The 18,988-nt window shown below is 61.4% G+C and carries 15 protein-coding genes; 5 read left to right on the top strand and 10 right to left on the bottom strand.

The window, feature by feature from the left end:
• Positions 1-117: 117 nt before the first annotated feature.
• The 3 genes from rsmF to yebS form a co-directional block, all read right to left on the bottom strand.
• The gene (gene rsmF / locus ACJ8M3_RS07330; RefSeq protein WP_089196971.1) at positions 118-1,554 is read right to left on the bottom strand and encodes a 16S rRNA (cytosine(1407)-C(5))-methyltransferase RsmF; all 1,437 of its coding nucleotides are present in this window, start codon (positions 1,552-1,554) and stop codon (positions 118-120) included.
• Between the two features lie 101 nt (positions 1,555-1,655).
• Positions 1,656-4,286 carry a PqiB family protein gene (locus ACJ8M3_RS07325; RefSeq protein ID WP_033644262.1) on the bottom strand — a complete coding sequence of 877 codons (2,631 nt, stop codon included), beginning with the start codon at positions 4,284-4,286 and terminating at the stop codon, positions 1,656-1,658.
• On the bottom strand, positions 4,255-5,502 hold the full coding sequence (gene yebS / locus ACJ8M3_RS07320; protein WP_047026336.1) for a membrane integrity lipid transport subunit YebS: 1,248 nt from the start codon (positions 5,500-5,502) through the stop codon (positions 4,255-4,257). The genes ACJ8M3_RS07325 and yebS overlap by 32 nt, the downstream gene beginning before the upstream one ends.
• 255 nt (positions 5,503-5,757) lie before the next feature.
• On the opposite strand from yebS, the gene ACJ8M3_RS07315 reads away from it, so the two are divergent.
• The 3 genes from ACJ8M3_RS07315 (at position 5,758) to prc (ending at position 9,130) form a co-directional block, all read left to right on the top strand.
• Positions 5,758-6,255 (top strand): GAF domain-containing protein, encoded by a 498-nt coding sequence (locus ACJ8M3_RS07315; protein ID WP_046686940.1) that lies wholly within the window; start codon positions 5,758-5,760, stop codon positions 6,253-6,255.
• Positions 6,256-6,351: 96 nt separating this feature from the next.
• Complete coding sequence (proQ, locus tag ACJ8M3_RS07310) at positions 6,352-7,062, top strand: RNA chaperone ProQ (protein ID WP_004931497.1); 711 nt, start codon at positions 6,352-6,354, stop codon at positions 7,060-7,062.
• 19 nt (positions 7,063-7,081) lie between these two features.
• Positions 7,082-9,130 (top strand): carboxy terminal-processing peptidase, encoded by a 2,049-nt coding sequence (prc, locus tag ACJ8M3_RS07305; protein WP_033642845.1) that lies wholly within the window; start codon positions 7,082-7,084, stop codon positions 9,128-9,130.
• 67 nt (positions 9,131-9,197) lie between these two features.
• Here prc and ACJ8M3_RS07300 read toward each other — a convergent pair whose 3' ends face one another.
• From ACJ8M3_RS07300 to ACJ8M3_RS07275, 6 genes are read right to left on the bottom strand one after another with little or no spacing between them, the layout of a single operon-like run.
• Positions 9,198-10,043: a DMT family transporter gene (locus tag ACJ8M3_RS07300; RefSeq protein WP_033652485.1), complete on the bottom strand. Its 846-nt coding sequence runs from the start codon at positions 10,041-10,043 to the stop codon at positions 9,198-9,200.
• Positions 10,040-11,347: an opine metallophore biosynthesis dehydrogenase gene (locus ACJ8M3_RS07295; protein WP_442514637.1), complete on the bottom strand. Its 1,308-nt coding sequence runs from the start codon at positions 11,345-11,347 to the stop codon at positions 10,040-10,042. The genes ACJ8M3_RS07300 and ACJ8M3_RS07295 overlap by 4 nt, the downstream gene beginning before the upstream one ends.
• The gene (locus tag ACJ8M3_RS07290; RefSeq protein ID WP_033642848.1) at positions 11,340-12,137 is read right to left on the bottom strand and encodes a nicotianamine synthase family protein; all 798 of its coding nucleotides are present in this window, start codon (positions 12,135-12,137) and stop codon (positions 11,340-11,342) included. The genes ACJ8M3_RS07295 and ACJ8M3_RS07290 overlap by 8 nt, the downstream gene beginning before the upstream one ends.
• A complete protein-coding gene (locus tag ACJ8M3_RS07285) occupies positions 12,125-12,910 on the bottom strand; it encodes an ABC transporter ATP-binding protein (protein WP_442514636.1) in 786 nt (261 codons plus the stop codon). The genes ACJ8M3_RS07290 and ACJ8M3_RS07285 overlap by 13 nt, the downstream gene beginning before the upstream one ends.
• The gene (locus tag ACJ8M3_RS07280; RefSeq protein WP_052133798.1) at positions 12,907-13,947 is read right to left on the bottom strand and encodes a FecCD family ABC transporter permease; all 1,041 of its coding nucleotides are present in this window, start codon (positions 13,945-13,947) and stop codon (positions 12,907-12,909) included. Before ACJ8M3_RS07280 ends, ACJ8M3_RS07285 begins: the two co-directional genes overlap by 4 nt.
• Before the next feature lie 2 nt (positions 13,948-13,949).
• On the bottom strand, positions 13,950-15,041 hold the full coding sequence (locus tag ACJ8M3_RS07275) for an ABC transporter substrate-binding protein (protein WP_089196972.1): 1,092 nt from the start codon (positions 15,039-15,041) through the stop codon (positions 13,950-13,952).
• Positions 15,042-15,409: 368 nt separating this feature from the next.
• On the opposite strand from ACJ8M3_RS07275, the gene htpX reads away from it, so the two are divergent.
• Positions 15,410-16,288 (top strand): protease HtpX, encoded by an 879-nt coding sequence (htpX, locus tag ACJ8M3_RS07270; protein WP_033652481.1) that lies wholly within the window; start codon positions 15,410-15,412, stop codon positions 16,286-16,288.
• A 338-nt stretch (positions 16,289-16,626) separates the two neighbouring features.
• Entirely contained in the window at positions 16,627-17,334 is a 708-nt protein-coding gene (locus ACJ8M3_RS07265) for a hypothetical protein (protein ID WP_089196973.1), read from the top strand.
• Between the two features lie 103 nt (positions 17,335-17,437).
• On the opposite strand, the gene ACJ8M3_RS07260 is transcribed toward ACJ8M3_RS07265, so the two are convergent.
• Positions 17,438-18,832, bottom strand: coding sequence for an MFS transporter (locus ACJ8M3_RS07260; protein WP_033642854.1), 1,395 nt, complete (start codon positions 18,830-18,832; stop codon positions 17,438-17,440).
• Positions 18,833-18,988: the final 156 nt, after the last annotated feature.

The following is an 18,988-nucleotide window of genomic DNA, read 5'->3' as shown; positions in this document are numbered from 1 at the left end:
AGCGTGCGCGGGTGAAATAACGTGATGGTGAAATGATTAGAATAATAACGAATGGTGATGGGAATATTGTTATCTTTATTTATCGCCGGGGAAAGCGGCTCCCCGGCGCCAGGGCGATTACAGGTGAAAATCCAGCGCGCCGTCGCGCACCAGCTCGCGCGGCAGGTTGTTCTTGATGCGGCTGCCGATGCGTTTGGCGATGCCCAGCGGTTGCCCCTGATAGGTGACGATGCACTCGTCGCCCGCCGGCGGCTGCTCAGGGTAGAGATCGCGGCCGTGATACCACTCTTGGGCCAGCGTGGCGTCCAGCTCGAAATGCTGTTTGCCGTCGGCGCACGCGAGGGCGATCGCCGCTTCGTGCTGCCAACGGAAACCTTTCGGGAAGCGCTCCGCCAGCTTGAGGCCGATACGCGAGAAGCGCACTTTGCCGAACAGCGGCTCCAGCTCGGCCGGGAAGAGCCAGATTTCCTTGTCGCGCTCCCACAGCCGGCTGTCATCGCCCCAGGTTAAGCCGGATGCCGCGGCGGCTTGGGCGACCAGCGCCGCCTCTTTGCCGGACAGCGGGCTGAATGGGAATTTACCGACTTTATAGGTCGGCTTTGCTAACGGCGCCACGGCGTGTTTTTTACGCAGGCGGGCGACGAAAAACCCTTCGCTGTCGTAAATCTGCGGGAAGACGTGCAGGAAGCCCTCGGCGGTCAACGCCTTGTCGGCGCCGGGGAACAGCTCACCCAGCGGCTCGACGCTGACCGCGTCGCCATAGGTGTCCAGCAGCCAGCGCACCACCTGCTGATTTTCCTGCGCATTGAGGGTGCAGGTGGAATAAACCATCACGCCGCCCGGCGCCAGCGCATGAAACGCGCTGTCGATCAGCTCGCGCTGGGTGGCGGCGATCTCGGCGACGCTTTCCGGCGACCAGTTGCTCATGGCGTCCGGATCTTTGCGCACCACGCCTTCGCCGGAGCAGGGGGCGTCGAGCAGAATGGCGTCAAAACTCTCCGGCAGCGCGGCGCCGAACACCCGGCCATCGAAGTGGGTCAGCGCCGTATTCTTCACGCCGCAGCGGCTGATATTGGCGTGCAGCACTTTCACCCGGCTGGCGGAGTATTCGTTGGCGACGATGCCGCCCTGATTATCCATCAACGCGGCTATCTGGGTGGTTTTGGAGCCCGGCGCGGCCGCCACGTCCAGCACCCGATGGGGCGCTGCACCGCCGGCGAACAGCGCGCTGACCGGCAGCATCGAGCTGGCCTCCTGAATGTAGAACAGGCCGCTCAAATGTTCGGCGGCGCTGCCCAATCGCAGCTCTTCATCGTCGCGCTCGATCCAGAAACCTTCCGCGCACCAGGGAATGGGTTCCAATCGCCAGTCGTAGTCCCGCACCAGCGCCAGGAAGTCGGTGACGCTGATTTTCAGCGTGTTGACGCGCAGGCTGCGGCGCAGCGGGCGCTGGCAGGCGGCGATAAAATCGTCCATCGCCAGTTCGGCGGGCATGATGGCGCGGGTGGCGTCAAGGAAAGCGGGGGGCAGAAAAACGGCGGTGGATTTGGCCACGGGCGAACTCTCAGGGTGCAATAAAGACAAGGGCGAGAGTTTATCACAAAGCGGAAAAAAACAGGGCCCGGCATTGCCGGGCCCTGAGGGAAACGCGAAAGTTAATCGCGCGGAATGGCGGTGCCCCAGGTTTTCCAGTCCTTCGGCTCTTCCGGATTCAGCAGGAAGTGCTTGTTCGGCGTCGCTTTCGGCGCCAGCGGAATGGTTGGCGGCGTGGCGAAGGCGATGCCGCCGCGGATGAACTGCTGGAAGGTGCCACTCTTGATCACGCCGCCGGTCAGGCCGAACTGCAGGTTGTAACCCGACGCCAGCCAGAACACGCTGTTGTTGCGCACCAGATGCTGGTACTTCTTGCTGATGCGCAGCGCGACGTGCACCCGATCGGACATGGCGCCGAGGTAGAAGCCGGTGATGGTGCCGACCTCCACGCCGCGGAACAGCACCGGCGTGCCGATCTGCAGCGAGCCGGTTTCGGCCGCGTCGAGCACGACGCTCAGCCCATCGAGATAGCGCGAGTCGGTGATGCTGGCCTGCTGCAGTTCGAAGGTGCGCAGCTCGCGCCCGCGGCCCGGCTCCACGTTGATATAAGGCTGGAGCAGGGTATCGAGGTTGCTGACGCCGGCGGCGGAGATCTCCGGCGACACGATCGAGAAGCGGCTGCCGAGGCGCGCGAAGGTCTGCACGTATTCCGGATACAGCACCGCTTTGGCCAACACTTCGTTGCGCTCCGGCGCCAGCTGCAGCGACTCCACCTGGCCGACGTCGATGCCGAGGTAACGCAGCGGCATGCCCGCCGACAGCTTGCTGGCGTCATAGGTTTTCAGCGTGATTTGGCTGCCCACCGCGCGGGCGGCGGTTTCGCTGGCGTACAGTACGCGGTTGGCGCCTTTGTTCAGCGTCACGCCCTGCAGATTGTCGAAGCTGATGGCGCCTTTCAGCGCGCGGTTGAGCGGTGAAGCCTGCACCGTCAGGCCGCTGCCGTTGAGCTGCACCTTGGCGCCGCCTTCGGCCCAGAAGATGCTTTCACGGGTCAGCAACTTACGGTATTCCGGGCTGATGTAGACGTCCACCTCAAACTCGTTGGCCTTCGGCCGAACGTTGACGATCTCGCCCACCTGGAATTTACGATACAGCACCACTGAGCCGGCCTGCACGTCCGGCAGGCTGGTGGCGCTGAGGGTTAGGGTGGTGGAAGGGGCGTTGCCGACGATGCCTTCCTCGGCTTTTTCGCTGTTGGCGTACAGCGGGTATTGGCCGCCAGGCTCCCCTTTGCTGCCGGGGATAATGCGCACGCCGCCGTCTACCCACTCCTGCGCGCTGGCGCCGAGCACTTCCATGCCGTCTATTCCCAGCTTGACATCGAGGCGGCTGTTGACCACGAATTTGCTGTCTTTGTGCAGCAGGCCGCGATATTGCGCATCAACGGCGGCGGTGAACACCACGCCGCCGGCGGTCAAGGTGCGGCTCAGGATTTGGCCGACTTTCACGCCGTGCACCACCAGCGGTTGCCCGACGTCGATGCCGTAGCTTTGCGGCGCCGTCAGCGTGACGGTCAACACGCCCGGCTGTTGCAACAGCGTTTCGCTGCTGTCCAGCACGTTGAAGCGCTGCTGCGGTTCGCCTTCACCCGGCACCAATTCCAGCGTGGTGCCGGTCAGCAGTTGGCTGAGCTTGGCGTCGTTGAGGCTGATGCGCGGGCTGCGCATCACGATGCGGGTGCCGCTGCGCATCAGATCGACCACCGAAGGATCGATGGTCAGTTCACCGATGACTTTGCTGTCCTGTTGCAACGTCAGCTTGGTCAGGGTGCCGACCTGCAGCCCCTGGTACATCAGCGGCGTGCGGTTTTCACTCAAATTGTTGCCGCTCGGCAGATCCAGCAGAATATTGACGCCGCGCTGGCTGTGGGCCAGGTCCGGGTAAAGGGTATAGTTCTGATCGCCCTTGGCCTGCTGGCCATCGGCCGGCGAATCGAAGGCGATGGCGCCGTTGACCAACGCCGCCAGGCTCTCCATCTGCACCGTGGCGCCGGACAGGCTGAAATCGCCCTTGAAGCCGGAGACATTCCAGAAGCGGCTGTTGCTCTTCACCAGGTTGGCGAAGCGGCGGTCGATCAGCACGTCGATGGTTACGCCCTTGTTGCCTTCGCTGATGGTGTAGTCATACACCTTGCCGACCGGGATTTTACGGTAATAGACCAGCGAGCCGCTGTTGAGCGAACCCAGATCGTCGGCGTGCAGGTGAATCATCAGCTCGCCGGTGTTCAGGCGGTACTTCGGCTGGGTATCGAGCGCGGTGAAGTGGGTTTGCTCCTTGCCGCTGCCAGGCATCATGCCGATATAGTTGCCGCCGACCAGCGCATCGAGCCCGGAAACCCCGGCCAGCGAGGCTTTGGGCGTCACCAGCCAGAACTGGGTGCCTTCGCGCAGCGAGTCTTCCAGATCGCTTTTGATGCTGGCTTCCACCACGATGCTGCGCAGATCTTTGCTCAGGCTGATTTTTTGCACCGTGCCGACCTCAACGCCCTGGTAGCGCACCGGCGTGCGGCCGGCGACGATGCCCGCCGCCGATTGGAAATCGATGGTGACGGTGGTGCCGCGCTCCTGGAAATTGTTATAGACCAGCCACCCGGCGATCAGCAGGGCGATGAACGGCAGTAACCAGAACGGTGAAATGCGGCGTTTGTTCTTGACCCGCGCTTCAGTCGGTGTAGTCGGCGTTTCCTGTTGCATGTGCATCCCAAATCAATCGGCTATCGAGCCATTCAACGGCAAGAATAGTCAAAATGACCGCCGAGCCAAAGTAAAACGCGGCCGGTCCCATAGTAAAAGATAACAGTTGATCGCGATTTACCAGCGACATCATCAAGGCGATAACGAACAGATCGAGCATCGACCAACGGCCGATCCAGGTGACCAGGCGCAGCAGACGAATGCGCGTCTTCAGGCTGTGCGAGGTTTTGAAGTGGATGCTCAGTAACAGCACGATCAGCACGATCACCTTGGTGAAGGGCACCAGCACGCTGGCGATGAACACGATGGCGGCGATCGGCACGTTGCCGGAGGTGGCCAATGAGACCACGCCGGAGAAAATGGTGTCTTCCAGCCGCGTGCCGTTGGCGTAAATGATGGAAATCGGCAGCAGGTTGGCCGGTATCAGCAGGATCATCGCCGCGATCAGCGCCGCCCAGGTTTTCTGCAGGCTGTAGGGCTGGCGATGGCACATCGGCACATGGCAACGCGGGCAGCGGCCGCGCGCGTCGGGATAGCCGGTATAGTGGCAGGACAGACAAATGTGCAGCGCCGTCGGCGGGCCTTCCGGCTGTTCCTGCGGATAGTAGCGCTCCCACAGCTGCTCCAGGTTGGCGTGGATCAGCGTCAGGATGCTCAGCACCGTGAGCGACAGGTAAGCGATCAGCGCGCTGCCGGGCTGGATGTCGGCGTAATCCTGCACTTTGATCGCCGCCACCGCCATGCCGATCAGATAAATGTCCAGCATCACCCACTCTTTGAGCCGCTCCAGCATCAGCAGCACCGGGCGCAGGTTCATGCCGAGCGCATGGCCGAAACGCAGGTACAGCAGCGACAGCACCAGCGTCAGCGGGGCGCCGATGGTGCAAAACGCCACCATGCTGGCGGTGAGCGGATCGCCCTGGCGGCTCATCTGCCAGATGCCCTCCAGCAAACTGGCGTCGATGCGCGTGCCGAGCAGACGAATGCTGATCAGCGGTTCGGTGAAGGCGAACGGCATCAGCAGCAGCATGGCGATCGCCATGGCGGTCAGGCGCGTCATCGACCAGTCGCGGCCGCTCACCACCTTGGCGTTACAGCGCGGACAATAAGCGGCCTGATTGCCGCTGAGCGGCGGCAGCACAAACAGCAGGTCGCACTCGCAGCAGCGTTGGTGGCGCGCTTTGGAAAGGGGGGCGGTGATCGCGTGTATTTTCATTTTTGACAAGTAGCTGCCCTTGAGCCCGCCGGAACTGTCAGCGTAGCTGAAAAATAAACCGGCCGCGTCACCGGCGATCGGGCGCCGGACGGTAAAACGAGGTAAACCGGGATTCTGAGCGGCAAACATACCCCGAGCGACGGGGTTTTGTGAAGCAACAGATGATTAACCTTGTGGCTATACGCATTTAATGCTTATTTTATAGGGCCTAAGCTTTGGGCTTCTGGCCATCTTCACTGTTTCAATGGTTAACACATGACAAAAGAACAATTCTACGCGGAATTAAAACGTGACCTGAGCGCGTTGCTCGGCGGGGAAACCAACTTTATCGCGGCGCTGTCCAACGCCAGCGCGTTGCTCAACGAGCGTCTGGATGACGTGAACTGGGTCGGTTTCTATCTGATGGATGGCGACCAACTGGTGCTGGGGCCGTTCCAGGGCAAGATCGCCTGCGTGCGCATTCCGGTGGGCAAGGGCGTGTGCGGCACGGCGGTGGCGGAAAATCGCGTGCAGCGCGTCGGCGACGTGCATGCGTTTCCGGGCCATATCGCCTGCGATGCGGCCAGCAACGCGGAAATCGTGCTGCCGCTGGTGGTTGGCGGCCGAGCGATCGGCGTTTTGGATATCGATAGCACGGTTTATCAACGCTTCGACGAACAGGACGAAGTGGGCCTGAAAGCAGTGGTGGCGGGGCTTTGTGAGCAACTGGAACAGTGTGACAGTGCGAAATATGTGACTGTGGCGGCAAGTTGATCGACGGTTAACGTGGCAATTACCGATGGCGTCATTATAATGACGCCTGTTCATGCCTGTGGCTTGTTGGCAATACCGTTGTAATCAGGAAATTTCATGGAAAATCAACCTAAGTTGAACTCTAGTAAAGAAGTCATTGCTTTTCTTGCCGAGCGTTTTCCGCTCTGCTTTAGCGCCGAAGGCGAAGCTCGTCCGCTGAAAATCGGTATTTTTCAGGATTTGGTAGAGCGCGTGCAGGGGGAAGAGAATCTCAGCAAAACGCAATTGCGTTCTGCCCTGCGCCTATACACCTCAAGCTGGCGTTACCTGTACGGCGTCAAGGTGGGCGCGCAGCGCGTCGATCTGGACGGCAATCCGTGCGGTGAACTGGAGCAGCAGCATGTCGATCATGCTCGCCAGCAGCTTGAAGAAGCCAAAGCGCGCGTTCAGGCACAGCGTGCCGAACAAAACGCCAAAAAACGTGAAGCCGCCGGCGAATCCGCCGATGCCGCTCCGCGCCGTCCGCGTCCAGCCGGTAAAAAGCCCGCTGCGCGTCGCGAAGGCGGAGCCGCGCCGGAAAACCGCAAGCCGCGCCCACAAACTCGCCCACAGCCCGCTCGCCAACCTCGTGCAGCCAAAGAGGAAAGCCAGCCGCGTTATGCGCCAGTCACGGATATCTCTAAACTGCAAATTGGCCAGGAAATCAAAGTCAGAGCAGGCAAGAGCGCGATGGATGCTACCGTACTCGAAATCGCTAAAGATGGCGTACGTGTGCAGCTCTCTTCCGGTCTGGCGATGATTGTGCGCGCAGAACACTTGCAGTTCTGATACGGAGGCCAACCCAGGCATGAACAAATTCGTCAGATTAACAGCGATTGCAGGGCTGCTGTGGGCGGGTGTCAGTTACGGCGCGGAAACAGCCAACATCCGCATCGGCCAACTGCCCCAACTGCAACAGGAACCCCAGCACGCTACGGTGAGTGAGCGCGTCACCTCGCGCTTCACTCGCTCTCATTACCGCCAGTTCGCCCTCGATGCGGAATTTTCAGGCAAGATCTTCGATCGCTACCTGAACATGCTGGACTACAACCATAACGTGTTGCTGGCCTCCGACGTGGCGCAGTTCGCCGGCAAACGCAATCAGGTTGGCGAAGAGCTGAAAACCGGCAAGCTGGACACCTTCTACGCGCTGTTCAATCTGGCGCAGAAACGCCGTTTCGAGCGTTACACCTATGCGTTGTCGCTGCTGGACAAGCCGATGAACTTCACCGGCAACGGCACTATCGATCTCGACCGCAGCAAAGCGCCGTGGCCGAAAGACAAGGCCGAGCTGGATAGCCTGTGGGATGCGAAAGTCACCTATGACGAGCTGAACCTCAAGCTGACCGGCAAGACCGACAAAGAAATCCGCGACACGCTGACCAAGCGTTATCAGTTCGCCATCAAGCGCCTGACGCAAAGCAACAGCGAAGACGTCTTCCAGCTGGCGATGAATGCCTTTGCGCATGAAATCGACCCGCACACCAACTATCTGTCTCCGCGCAACACCGAGCAGTTCAACACCGAGATGAGCCTGTCGCTGGAAGGCATCGGTGCGGTGCTGCAGATGGATGACGACTACACCCTGATCAACTCGATGGTGCCGGGCGGCCCGGCGGCGAAGAGCAAGGCGATCACCGTGGGCGATCGCATCGTCGGCGTCGGCCAGGCCGGCAAACCGATGGTGGACGTGATCGGCTGGCGCCTGGACGACGTGGTGTCGTTGATCAAAGGGCCGAAGGGCAGCAAGGTGCGCCTTGAGATCCTGCCGGCCGGCAAGGGCACCAAAACCCGCGTGGTCACCCTGACCCGCGAGCGCATCCGTCTGGAAGACCGCGCGGTGAAAATGACCATCAAGACCGTCGGCAAAGAGAAGGTGGCGGTGTTCGACATCCCCGGCTTCTATGTCGGTCTGACCGATGACGTGAAAGTGCAGCTGCAGAAGATGGCCAAGCAGAACGTCAAGAGCGTGATCATCGATCTGCGCACCAACGGCGGCGGCGCGCTGACCGAAGCGGTGTCGCTGTCCGGCCTGTTCATTCCGAGCGGCCCGGTGGTGCAGGTGCGCGACAACAACGGCAAAGTGCGTGAAGACGCCGACACCGACGGCGTGACCTACTACAAAGGCCCGCTGGTGGTGCTGGTCGATCGCTTCAGCGCCTCCGCCTCCGAAATTTTCGCGGCGGCGATGCAGGATTACGGCCGCGCGCTGATTGTCGGCGAGCCGACCTTCGGTAAAGGCACCGTGCAGCAGTATCGTTCGCTGAACCGTATCTATGATCAGATGCTGCGCCCTGAGTGGCCGGCGCTCGGTTCCGTGCAGTACACCATTCAGAAGTTCTACCGCGTCAATGGCGGCAGCACCCAGCGCAAGGGCGTGACGCCGGACATTCTGATGCCGACCGGCGTCGATCCGGCGGAAACCGGCGAAGCGTTTGAAGACAACGCCATGCCGTGGGACAGCATCAATGCGGCGACCTACAGCAAGACCGGCGATATGGCGCCGTTCGAGCCGGAGCTGCTGAAAGATCACCAGCAGCGCATCGCGCAAAATCCGGAGTTCCAGTACATCGCGCAGGATATCGCGCATTACAAGGCGCTGAAGGATAAACGCAACATCGTGTCCCTCAATCTGGCGGTGCGCGAGAAAGAGAATCACGATGACGACGCGACCCGTCTGAAACGCATCAACGAGCGTCTGGAACGTGCGGGCAAGAAGCCGCTGAAATCGCTCGACGATCTGCCGAAGGATTACCAGGAGCCGGATCCGTACCTGGATGAAACCGTGCATATCGCGCTGGACCTGGCTCATCTGGAAAAAGATCAGCCCGCTCAGCAGCCGACGCCGGCCAAATAAGGCCACGGCTTTGCCTGTGAAAAACGCACCCTTGGGTGCGTTTTTTTTTGGTTGCGGCAAGCCCGGCTTAAGCCGGTTTCTTACGGTGACGCAGCCCGAGCTGAATGCAGGAAACCACCACCAGCAGACAGCCGAACAGCGACAGCAGCAGCGGGATCTCATGCCAGAACAGCCAACCCCAGGCGATGTTGAACACGATGCCGATATAGCGCACCACCGAGACCACGATCAGGTTATCGGAAGAGAAGGCCTGGGTTAAGACGACCTGCCCCAACAGCGACACCAGGGCGATGGCGAGCAGAATGGCGAACTGATAGGCGTTGGGCCAAACGAACGCGTTCCACATCAGCGGCAGCGAGATCAGCGTTGCGATGAACAGGAAGTAGAACACGATCTCGTAGTTGTGGTGGCGCTTGCTGAGTTTGTTGACCGACAGATAGGCGATCGAGGCGAACACCGCGCTCATCACGCCGACCAGCGACGCCAGGGTATAGGCCGAGAAGTGCCACGGCCGCACCAGCAGCACGGCGCCGATGATGACCATCGTCAGCCAAAACGCGGTGCAGGCGCTGACCCGTTCACGCAGCACCAGCAAGGAGAGCAAAATGGAGAAAAACGGCGACAGATAGGCCAGCATGCTGGCGTCGGCCAGCGTCAGATGGGCGATGCTGTAAAAATAACAAATGAGATACAGCCCGCCCATGGTGCCGCGCAACACCAGCAGCGGCCGGTCTACGCGGCTGAAGGCGATGCGGTGGCGGTACATCAGCAGTAGAACCAGCACACAGCCGATGCTGCTGCGAAAGAACACGATTTCACCGGTGGGAATAGCATCGGAGATGGTTTTAACCAGCGCGTTCATGACGCTGAAAATCAATGAGGCAAAAATGGCCAGTAGCGCACCCTGATTCATGCTTGCCTCCGCCATTGTCGGTAAATGATGTCCGCCTGCTCGTCGCAGGTATCGTCCAGCAACGAGCGATGGCAATGCTCGGCGCCGATCCGGGTGACGAAGCGCTGCAGCGCCTGCTGAAAGCGGGCCAACAGACGCTGGGCGGCGGGCATCTCGACGTCAAGCCGCTGCGCCAGCAAGACCAGGACGCGCAGTTTGCGCACGTCCTCTTGCGGCACGCGCGGCAGGCGCCAGCGCCCCTGGACATCCTGGAAGACGCGGGCGACCCTGACGGCGGAAAAATCATAGTAGCGACCCTGCGCGTCCGGCTCGGAATAGGGGTCGACCAGCAGCGCGGTATAACGCGTAAACAGCGCATAGCATTGCTCCGTCGGCGCGAGCTGCGGGAATTGGTCAATCCAGCGGCGGCTCACCATACGGGGCGGAACCGGGTAGTTGTCGTCATTCAAAAAGCGCAGCAGGTTAATGGCCTCGATGCCGAACCGGTTGAGCAACTGCTGGTAATCCTGCGAGAGCGCCAGCATGTCGGCGATCGCCTCGGGACAGATGGGGCCCTCGGGGTGGGTTTTATACAGGTACTGGATCGGCGCCTGCGGCTCGAATATCGCCTGCAGCGTGGTTTCGGCCAGCGCCAGCGGAGGATGAATATAATTGGTGATGCTGAAGCGCTCGGCGGCGAACTGGCTGTTGCAGCGTTGGGCGTCAATGCCGTGACGCGCCAGCAGCGAGCAAAGCCAGTCGAGTTCGGCGCAGTCTGACCTTGTGCCTGCGCCGGCCAGATAAATTCGCTGCTTGAACGCCTTGGTGTAGGCGCGGTAAGGCTGTTCGGCGTTCTGGTATTTGGTGTCGGCGTAGTAGCTCGACAGGCTGATGACCTCGACGTGGGATTGCCCGGCCTCCTGCAGCAGGCTTTGCGCCATCAAGCCGGAGCCGATGGAGGGAGAGAGCAGGATCAGTGAGCGCAGTTGGGGCAACGCCGCCCATGGCACCTGTCGCAGCACGTCATGGTATTGATCGGCGGGGACGGCAAGGATCAGTCTGCGCCAGTCGCCGCCGACGAGCGCCAGATCATCGCAATAGCGGTCAATTGTCACCTGCGCATCGTCTTGGGTGCGCTGCGCCTTACCGGCGCCCGTCAGCCACAGGCTGGGCGTGTGCGCCAGATGTTGCTTCAGGCGGCGCCCTTTTTCGCTGGGACGGTTGTACAGGCCGATGCGCGCATTGCCCGCGGCCTTGATGTCCGCCGCCAGTTGGATCGCCGCCGGGCCGGCGCCGAGGATCAGGGTGGGAAAGGCATTATTCATGGCGGTGAGGCTCCAAAATCAACAGATCGTACAGCGGGGTGGTGAGCGGTTTACCGCTGACGCGCCAGGGCGAGCCGGCGGCCTGGTGGTGGTAAGGGCAGTTGAAGATCGACTTGAGGCCATTGCCATAGCGCACCAGCAATTTGCCGCACTGGGGCAGCAAAGGCCGCAGCGCCTTCAGCAAACCCTGCTTGTCCGCCACCAGGGAGGCGATGATGATGTGATCGATATCGTTGCGCGTCAGGCCGTTCAGCTTGTCGATGCAGGGCATCTGCTGCACCAGCCCCAGGTGGCGCGTGAGCCGGCGGGCAAAACGCTGGGCCGCCGGGTCGCAATCGTAGCAAATGACGGTGGCGGAGAGCCTGGCGACCAGCGCCAGCGCCGTGGTGGGCAATGCGCCGCTGCCCACCAGCAGCACCCGTTCGCCGGGTTTAATGTCGGCGGCCGCGATCTCCAGCTGCAGCGCGCGGTCGAAACTGTTCAGGTAGGCGTTGGTTTGCGCCGGTTCCCGGCACAGCGCCGAGACGCGATGCTTCTCGTAGTCGCACAACGCGGCGTTGGCCGTCGCCCGCAGTTGGGTGATCTGCGCCGTTATCAAACGGTCGTTTTCCAGCTTTTGACGATAGGCCTGCAGCTGCGGTTCGTCGTTAAAGGCCTGCAGGCGGCTGAAACGACGTTCCAGCAGGGAAAAATGGCGCCGATCTTGCCGGGCGGAACGGTGAAGCTGGTGAATTTCCTGTTGCAAGCCGGCGAGTTGCGCCAGCATGTCCGCCTTGGTCAGAGTGTACATGGGGATTCTCCGTGTGCGTGTAACAGCTGTGTCGGCAGCAGATAGGGGTAGCCCTGCGGGCTGACGCCGTTTTCGATGCCGACGCCAAATACGCGAGACACCATCGGATGTCCCATCATCTGATGGGTATCGCCGTGGCAAACGACGCGTCCGTGCGCGAGCAGCGTGAGTGAGTGGCAATAGCGCAGCGCCAATCCCAGATCGTGGATCACCAGCAGCGTGATGCAGCGGTAGCGCCGGCCGTAGTCGGCGATCTGATTGAGCACGCGCAGCTGGTGGTGGATATCCAGCGCGCTGGTGGGTTCGTCGAGCAAAATGATCTGCGGCTGAGAGACGAAAGCCTGAGCCAGCATCACCAACTGTCGCTGGCCGCCGCTGAGACGGTTGAAGGGGCGATCGGCGAGCGCGGAAATGCCGCATTCCGTAAGCGCCTGCTCGACCGCATCGGCCTGGGCGGCGCTGACGCGCCAGCTCAACTGGCGTACCTTGCCCAGCAGCACCATGTCAAAAGCGGTCAATGCCGAATCGCAGCGATTTAGCTGCGGCACATAGGCGATACGGCTGGTTTTCGGATCGAGAGGGCGCTCGCGGTAAGCGATCTCGCCGCTGCACGGCACCATGCGGTTAATCGCTTTGAGCAGCGTCGATTTGCCGGCGCCGTTGGGGCCGATGATGCCGCCGAGCTGCGCCTCCGGCCAGCTCAATGAAACGTCTGCCAATAGCGAGCGGCGATGCAGCGAGACGCCGACGCGGGTGAGGGTCAGTTGAGTCATGGGCGTTTAACCTGTCGAGTGACGAAGTAAAACAGCACCGGCACGCCGATCAGGGCGATAACGATGCCGATGGGCACCACGCCGTTCGGCATCACCAGCTTGGCGACGATCGAGGCGCACAGCAGCAGCAGGCTGCCGCAGAGGGCGGAAATGCAGATCAGGTAGCGCTGATCCTCACCCACCAGAAAGCGGGCGAAATGCGGGGCGATCAGCCCGACGAACCCGATGGTGCCGACAAACGAGACCGAGGCGGCCGTCAGCAAGGTCGCCAGCAGAAAGGCCAGCTTGCGCAAGGCGCTGACATTGATGCCCAGCCCCTGGGCCTGCTCTTCGCCGGCGGACAGCGCCGTCAGCCGCCAGGCGAGCCGCAGACTGACGAACAGAGCGCACAGCAACACGACGCCGGTGATCGCCACGCCGTGCATATTGGCTTTGAGCAGGCTGCCGAACAGCCAAAAGACAATTTGCTGCATGGCTTCCGGCGAGGCCAGAAACAGCAGCAGCGATTGCAGCGACTGAAAGAAAAACAGCACCACGATGCCGCTCAACACTAATATTTGCGGCGTCATGCCGCGGCGTTGTCCCAGCAGATAGATAGGCACGCAAGCCAACAGCGCCATCAGCGAAGCCAGCAACGGCGTGCCCAGCGCCAACGCGCCGCCCAGGCTGAAGCCGGTGAGGATCGCCAGCGCCGCGCCGAACCCCGCCGCGGCAGAGATCCCCAGCGTATAGGGGCTGGCGAGGGGATTGGCCAGCACGGTCTGCATCAGCAGGCCCGCCAGCGCCAGGCTGGCGCCGACCACCAAGGCGGTGAGCGTCATCGGCAAGCGAATCGACCAGAAAACCGCCTGATGCAGTGCGTTGCCAGGTGCAGAGCCGGGCCAAAGCATCCGCACGATATCCGTGAGGCCAAGTTGCGCGGCGCCGACGGTGAGATCGATGGCGGTCGCCGCCAGCAGCGCGCCGAGCAGCGCCAGCGTCAATAGCCCGCGGCGCAGCCTGCGCCGTCGCAAAAACGCACGTCCTGTGTGGGCCACGGTTATTCTCCTTGCCAGCGTTGCAAGAAGACGCCGTCCGCCTCTATCGGCAAATATTGATGGTAGAACTGCGCCAGATTGCGCGCGGGATCAACATCGGCAAACGCGGCGGGATAGAGCGCTTTCGCCAGATACTGGACAAAGATAAAATCGTAAATCGTGCGCGCGCCGCCATGGTAAAGCGCATAAAGACGCTGATTTTTTACCGCCGGCAGTTGCGGCCATCCCGCCCGCCGGGCGTATTGCGTCAGGCGCGTCTGTAGGGGGGCTGCCTGCGTGCCGTAACCCATCGGCACGGCGTTCGGCATGTTTTCCCAGTCGCCACCGGCGAGAAAAATCACCTCGGGCCGTTGGGTCAGGACATAGTCGGCGCGCAAGGGGGAAGGGCTGCCGACGACGCCGGCGGCGATATTTTCGGCGCCGGCCAGCTGCAGCAGCGGCCCCCAGATCGATGCGCCATAGCTGCTGCCGTACTCGCCGGGGCCCTTGTCCCCCAGCTCAATGTAGGTGACCGGCGGCGGCAGCTGCGCCTGGCGGATGCGCCGCCGGGTATCCTCGAGACTTTGGCGATATTCGTCGGCCAGCCGTTCCGCTCGCTCGGCGTGGCCCATCGCCTGGCCCATTAACCGGATGCTGGCGAGCTTGACTTCAACGCCCTGATTGAAGTCGACGACGATGTAAGGAATGTTGAGCTGTTGCAGCACCGGCAGGTAGTTGGCGAAGCCGTCGAGCTGCCACTTCGCCAGGATCAGCAGGTCTGGCCGCGTGGTCAGCAGGCGTTCAAAATCGAAGCTCTGGTTATAGAGCGAACCGACATCGACCAGTTGAGCGAGCCGTGGCAGCGCCGCCTGATAGCGCGTCCATTGGCTGGCGCGCAACGCCCAGTCGCTTTTGGAGAAGGCGACGACCTGTTGATAACTCTCCGGGCCGTTCACCGCCAGAAAATCTTCGTAGTAAAAGCCGATATAGGCGCGCTGTGCGGGGGCGGCCAGGGTAACCTGGCGTCCTTCAACGTCGGTGAGGTGAATTTCAGCGTGCGCGACCTGGCAGAAAAGCAGCCACGTCGCCAGCATCCAGACGATACGCGATAACATGATTGACATCCCTTTACGATTAATTGTGATGTTATAATGTAACAATTAATCGCGAGATTCAAACTTTCATCGCCGCTGAATCAGGCGGGGTATGATGAAACGCGCTGAGCGGATATTGGCCTATAAAGCGTGAGGATAACGGTTCTCGTTGTCATGGCGTGCGGGCAAAGAAATTTTTCTGCAAAATCCCTCCGCCTTGCGCAACAATCGTTTACAATTTGCCAAATCCCGGTCGCGCGTCGTTTTTGTAAAGTTTCGTATTTTTAGTAGGTTAATGGCGCGCAACTCTTGAAACTGTGACGAATGCCCATACGATCCAGGGTATCTGGACAGTGTTTTGTTAACATTTATGAGGAAGTAAACATTTTATGATGCGTATAGCTCTGTTCCTGCTCACCAACCTGGCGGTGATGTTGGTTTTCGGGCTGGTGCTCAGCCTGACAGGAATCCAATCCAGTAGCGTTCAGGGCCTGATGATCATGGCCGGTCTGTTCGGCTTCGGCGGCGCTTTCGTGTCGTTGCTGATGTCCAAATGGATGGCGCTGCGCTCCGTGGGCGGGGAAGTGATTGAACAGCCGCGTAACGAAACCGAAAACTGGCTGCTGGAAACGGTGCGCCGTCAATCGCAGCAGGCGGGCATCGCCATGCCGCAGGTCGCTATCTACCACGCGCCGGACATCAACGCCTTCGCCACCGGCGCACGGCGCGACGCTTCGCTGGTCGCCGTCAGCACCGGCCTGCTGCAGAGCATGAGCCGCGACGAAGCGGAAGCGGTTATCGCGCACGAAATCAGCCACGTCGCCAACGGCGATATGGTGACCATGACCCTGATCCAGGGGATCGTGAACACCTTCGTCATCTTCATTTCGCGCCTGATCGCACAGGTTGCCGCCGGCTTCCTGGGCAACCGCGACGGTGAAGGGGAAGGCAACGGCAACCCGATGATTTACTTCGCCGTGTCGATGGTGCTGGAACTGGTGTTCGGCATCCTGGCGAGCATCATCACCATGTGGTTCTCGCGTCACCGCGAATTCTATGCCGACGCCGGTTCCGCCAAACTGGTGGGCCGCGAGAAGATGATCGCCGCCTTGCAGCGTCTGAAAACCAGCTATGAACCGCAGGAAGCGGGCAGCATGATGGCGTTCTGCATCAACGGCAAATCCAAGTCGTTCAGCGAGCTGTTCATGTCGCACCCGCCGCTCGACAAGCGCATCGAAGCGCTGCGCACCGGTCAGTACCTGAAGTAATCGGCTGAATGAAATGAAAAACCCCGGCTTGCCGGGGTTTTTTTATGGCATGCCTGAACCGCTATTTCAGTGGCGGCGACGGATTCAGCAATGAAATTCGGCAATGAATGGGATGAGCGCTTCAGCGAAGTTTGCGGGCGTTAATGCCGTGCAGCAGCGCCCGAAGTCGCTGAAGCCCACCTGCAAACCGCGTCTTTCGGCCTCTCAGCCTGGGCTGGCGCGGTGCCAGATCACCCGGTGAGAGGGCAAGCCGCATCGGGCCCGGTCACGACCGCCTGTTTGGCTTTGGAAGCGCATGTTATATGCTTTGGCACAATGACATTTGTCCCTGAGGCCCTATGAAAATCAACCACCTTCCCTTACTCAACGGTGATGAGGTGTCGGCGCGCCTGGCCGCATTGGCTGGCGGTGTCGCCGATGCGGTTGCGGAATTGTTGAACCGGCATGATGACGATGATGAACCGCCGGTTATTCGCTGGCATTCAGGCGATCTGCGCCTGCCGGCGTTTTTCCCCGACGAGCACGATGGCCACGATTACGATTACCTGATCGTGGACGGCGATGTGATCGTCGAGGGATGCCTGGCGGTGTCACCGCAGCGAGAGGACGGCGGCATTGTCGTGCTGGGGCGGCTGCAGGCGGATACGCTGATTTGCTGGGGCGGGCTGGTCGTGCGTGACGATGTCCGCATACGCCATGCCTATTGCAGCTCAGGAAACGACGGCGCGTTCGTGGTGGGGGGAGACCTGACCGCGCTCACCCTGGTAGAAACGGGGGAGTTTATCCATGTTCATGGCGACCTCGACGCGCGATGTCTCGCTTCGTTGCAGAACTTCGTTCAGGTTGGCGGAGAGACGCGCTGCGACTGCCGCATCGACAGCGCGCAATCCGAAGATCTGATAAAGCGCATGTTCGCCCCCGGCCTGCTCAAGGCCTTCGAGGGGATGGATAACGACGGCCAACGCATTGTTGGCTGGTATCCGGATGACGACGCCTATTTAGCCTGTTTACGACAAGGCCGCAGCCCGTTGAGGTGCGGCGACTGACGCCTGGCCTGCCATGCTCCCGGCACCGCACCCGACGCGGCCCGGCCGCCAGTGCTGGCCCCGTCGGTTTTACAATCGATGGGGCTCGGCTCTTTTATGTGCGCTATTTCACCTCGCGGCTGGGCTGCGCCGTTTGCGTCGTCGGTTGAGTGATGCGCAGGCTGCTGACGGCCGCCGCCAGGGTGGCGAACACCCCAGCCAGGATCAGTGAAGCGTGGGTGCCGGAGGCTGGGAACAGGTTGAACATCAGCGCCACCAGGGCGGCCCCCGAGGTTTGTCCCAGCAGACGGGCAGTGCCCAGCATGCCGCTGGCGCCGCCGCTGCGGTTGCGCGGTGCGGCGGAGATGATGGTGTGGTTGTTGGGCGACTGGAACAGGCCGAAACCGGCGCCGCACAGCACCATGCGCCAGATGATGTCCATATTCGACGGCGCCGCGGGCAGCAGCGCCAGCGAGAACAGCCCGAGCGCGAACACCGCCAGCCCGATGCAGCCCAGCAGGCCGGCATGCACGCGTTCCACCAACCGGCCGGCGATCGGGGCCATCACCACGATCGCCAGCGGCCACGGCGTCAGCAGCAGCCCGGTCGCCACCTCGTCGCGGCCCAATGCGCTTTGCAAGAAGAACGGCAGCGACACCATCGCCAGCATTTGCGCGGCAAACGAGCAGATTGAGGTGCCCATCGACAGGGCGAAGATCGGAATGCGCAGCAGATCGACCGGCAGCAACGGAAATTCCTGGCGCAGCTGGCGGCGCACGAACAGCGCGCCAATCGCCAGCAGCGCGGCGATCTCGCTGAAGATCAGCGTCAGGCTCTGGCCCTGGGCGAAGCCGCTGATGGCGGTGATCAGCAGGCCGAAGGTCAGCGCATTCAGCACGGCGCTGGTGGGATCGAAACGGCGGTTATCGCTTTTTTGGCCGTTGGCCGGCAGGAATTTCATCCCCAGCAGCAGCGCGACGATGCCGATCGGCAGGTTGATGGCGAACAGCCATTGCCAGGACGCGACCGACAGGATAGCGGCCGCCACCGTCGGCCCGGCCGCCGAGGAGCAGGCGACGATCAGCGAGTTGATGCCCATGCCGCGGCCGAGAAAACGCTGCGGGTAGATGATGCGGATCAGCGCGGTGTTGACGCTCATGATGGCGGCGGCGCCAAAGCCCTGCAGCACGCGGGCGATGGTCAGGGTGAGCAGCGAGTCGGACAGGGCGCAGAACAGTGAGGTGATGCTGAACACCAGCAATCCAGCCTGATAGATGCGGCGATAGCCGACCAGATCGCCGAGCGACGCCAGCGACAGCAAAGAGACGGTGATCGCCAGTTGATAGGCGTTAACCACCCAGATGGAACTGGCCGGACTGGCGTTGAGATCGCGCGCGATGGTGGGCAGCGCCACGTTGGCTATCGCGCCGTCGAGCACGGATACGGTAATGCCGAGGGCGATGGCGAGGATCGCCCCATAGCGTTGCGGGACGGGGAGGCCGTCGGAACAAGGACGCATGCAGGTCTCAGCGGTATTTATTCAGGAGAGTATTATCATGCTAATCATATTCGCCTGCGATTGCATGCCCCTTGTCCGCTTAATTGTAAACGGCGGTGAGCGGCAGGCGGTTATTCATTTGGCTTCAATCGCTTAGCCTTCAGCTGCGTTGCGCGT

The sequence above is a fragment of the Serratia sp. CY55921 genome (assembly GCF_052167655.1).
In the GTDB taxonomy this organism is placed as follows: Bacteria; Pseudomonadota; Gammaproteobacteria; order Enterobacterales; family Enterobacteriaceae; genus Serratia; species Serratia ureilytica.
Note: the sequence above shows the minus strand (reverse complement) of the source record. Positions and strands in the feature narration are given on the sequence as shown.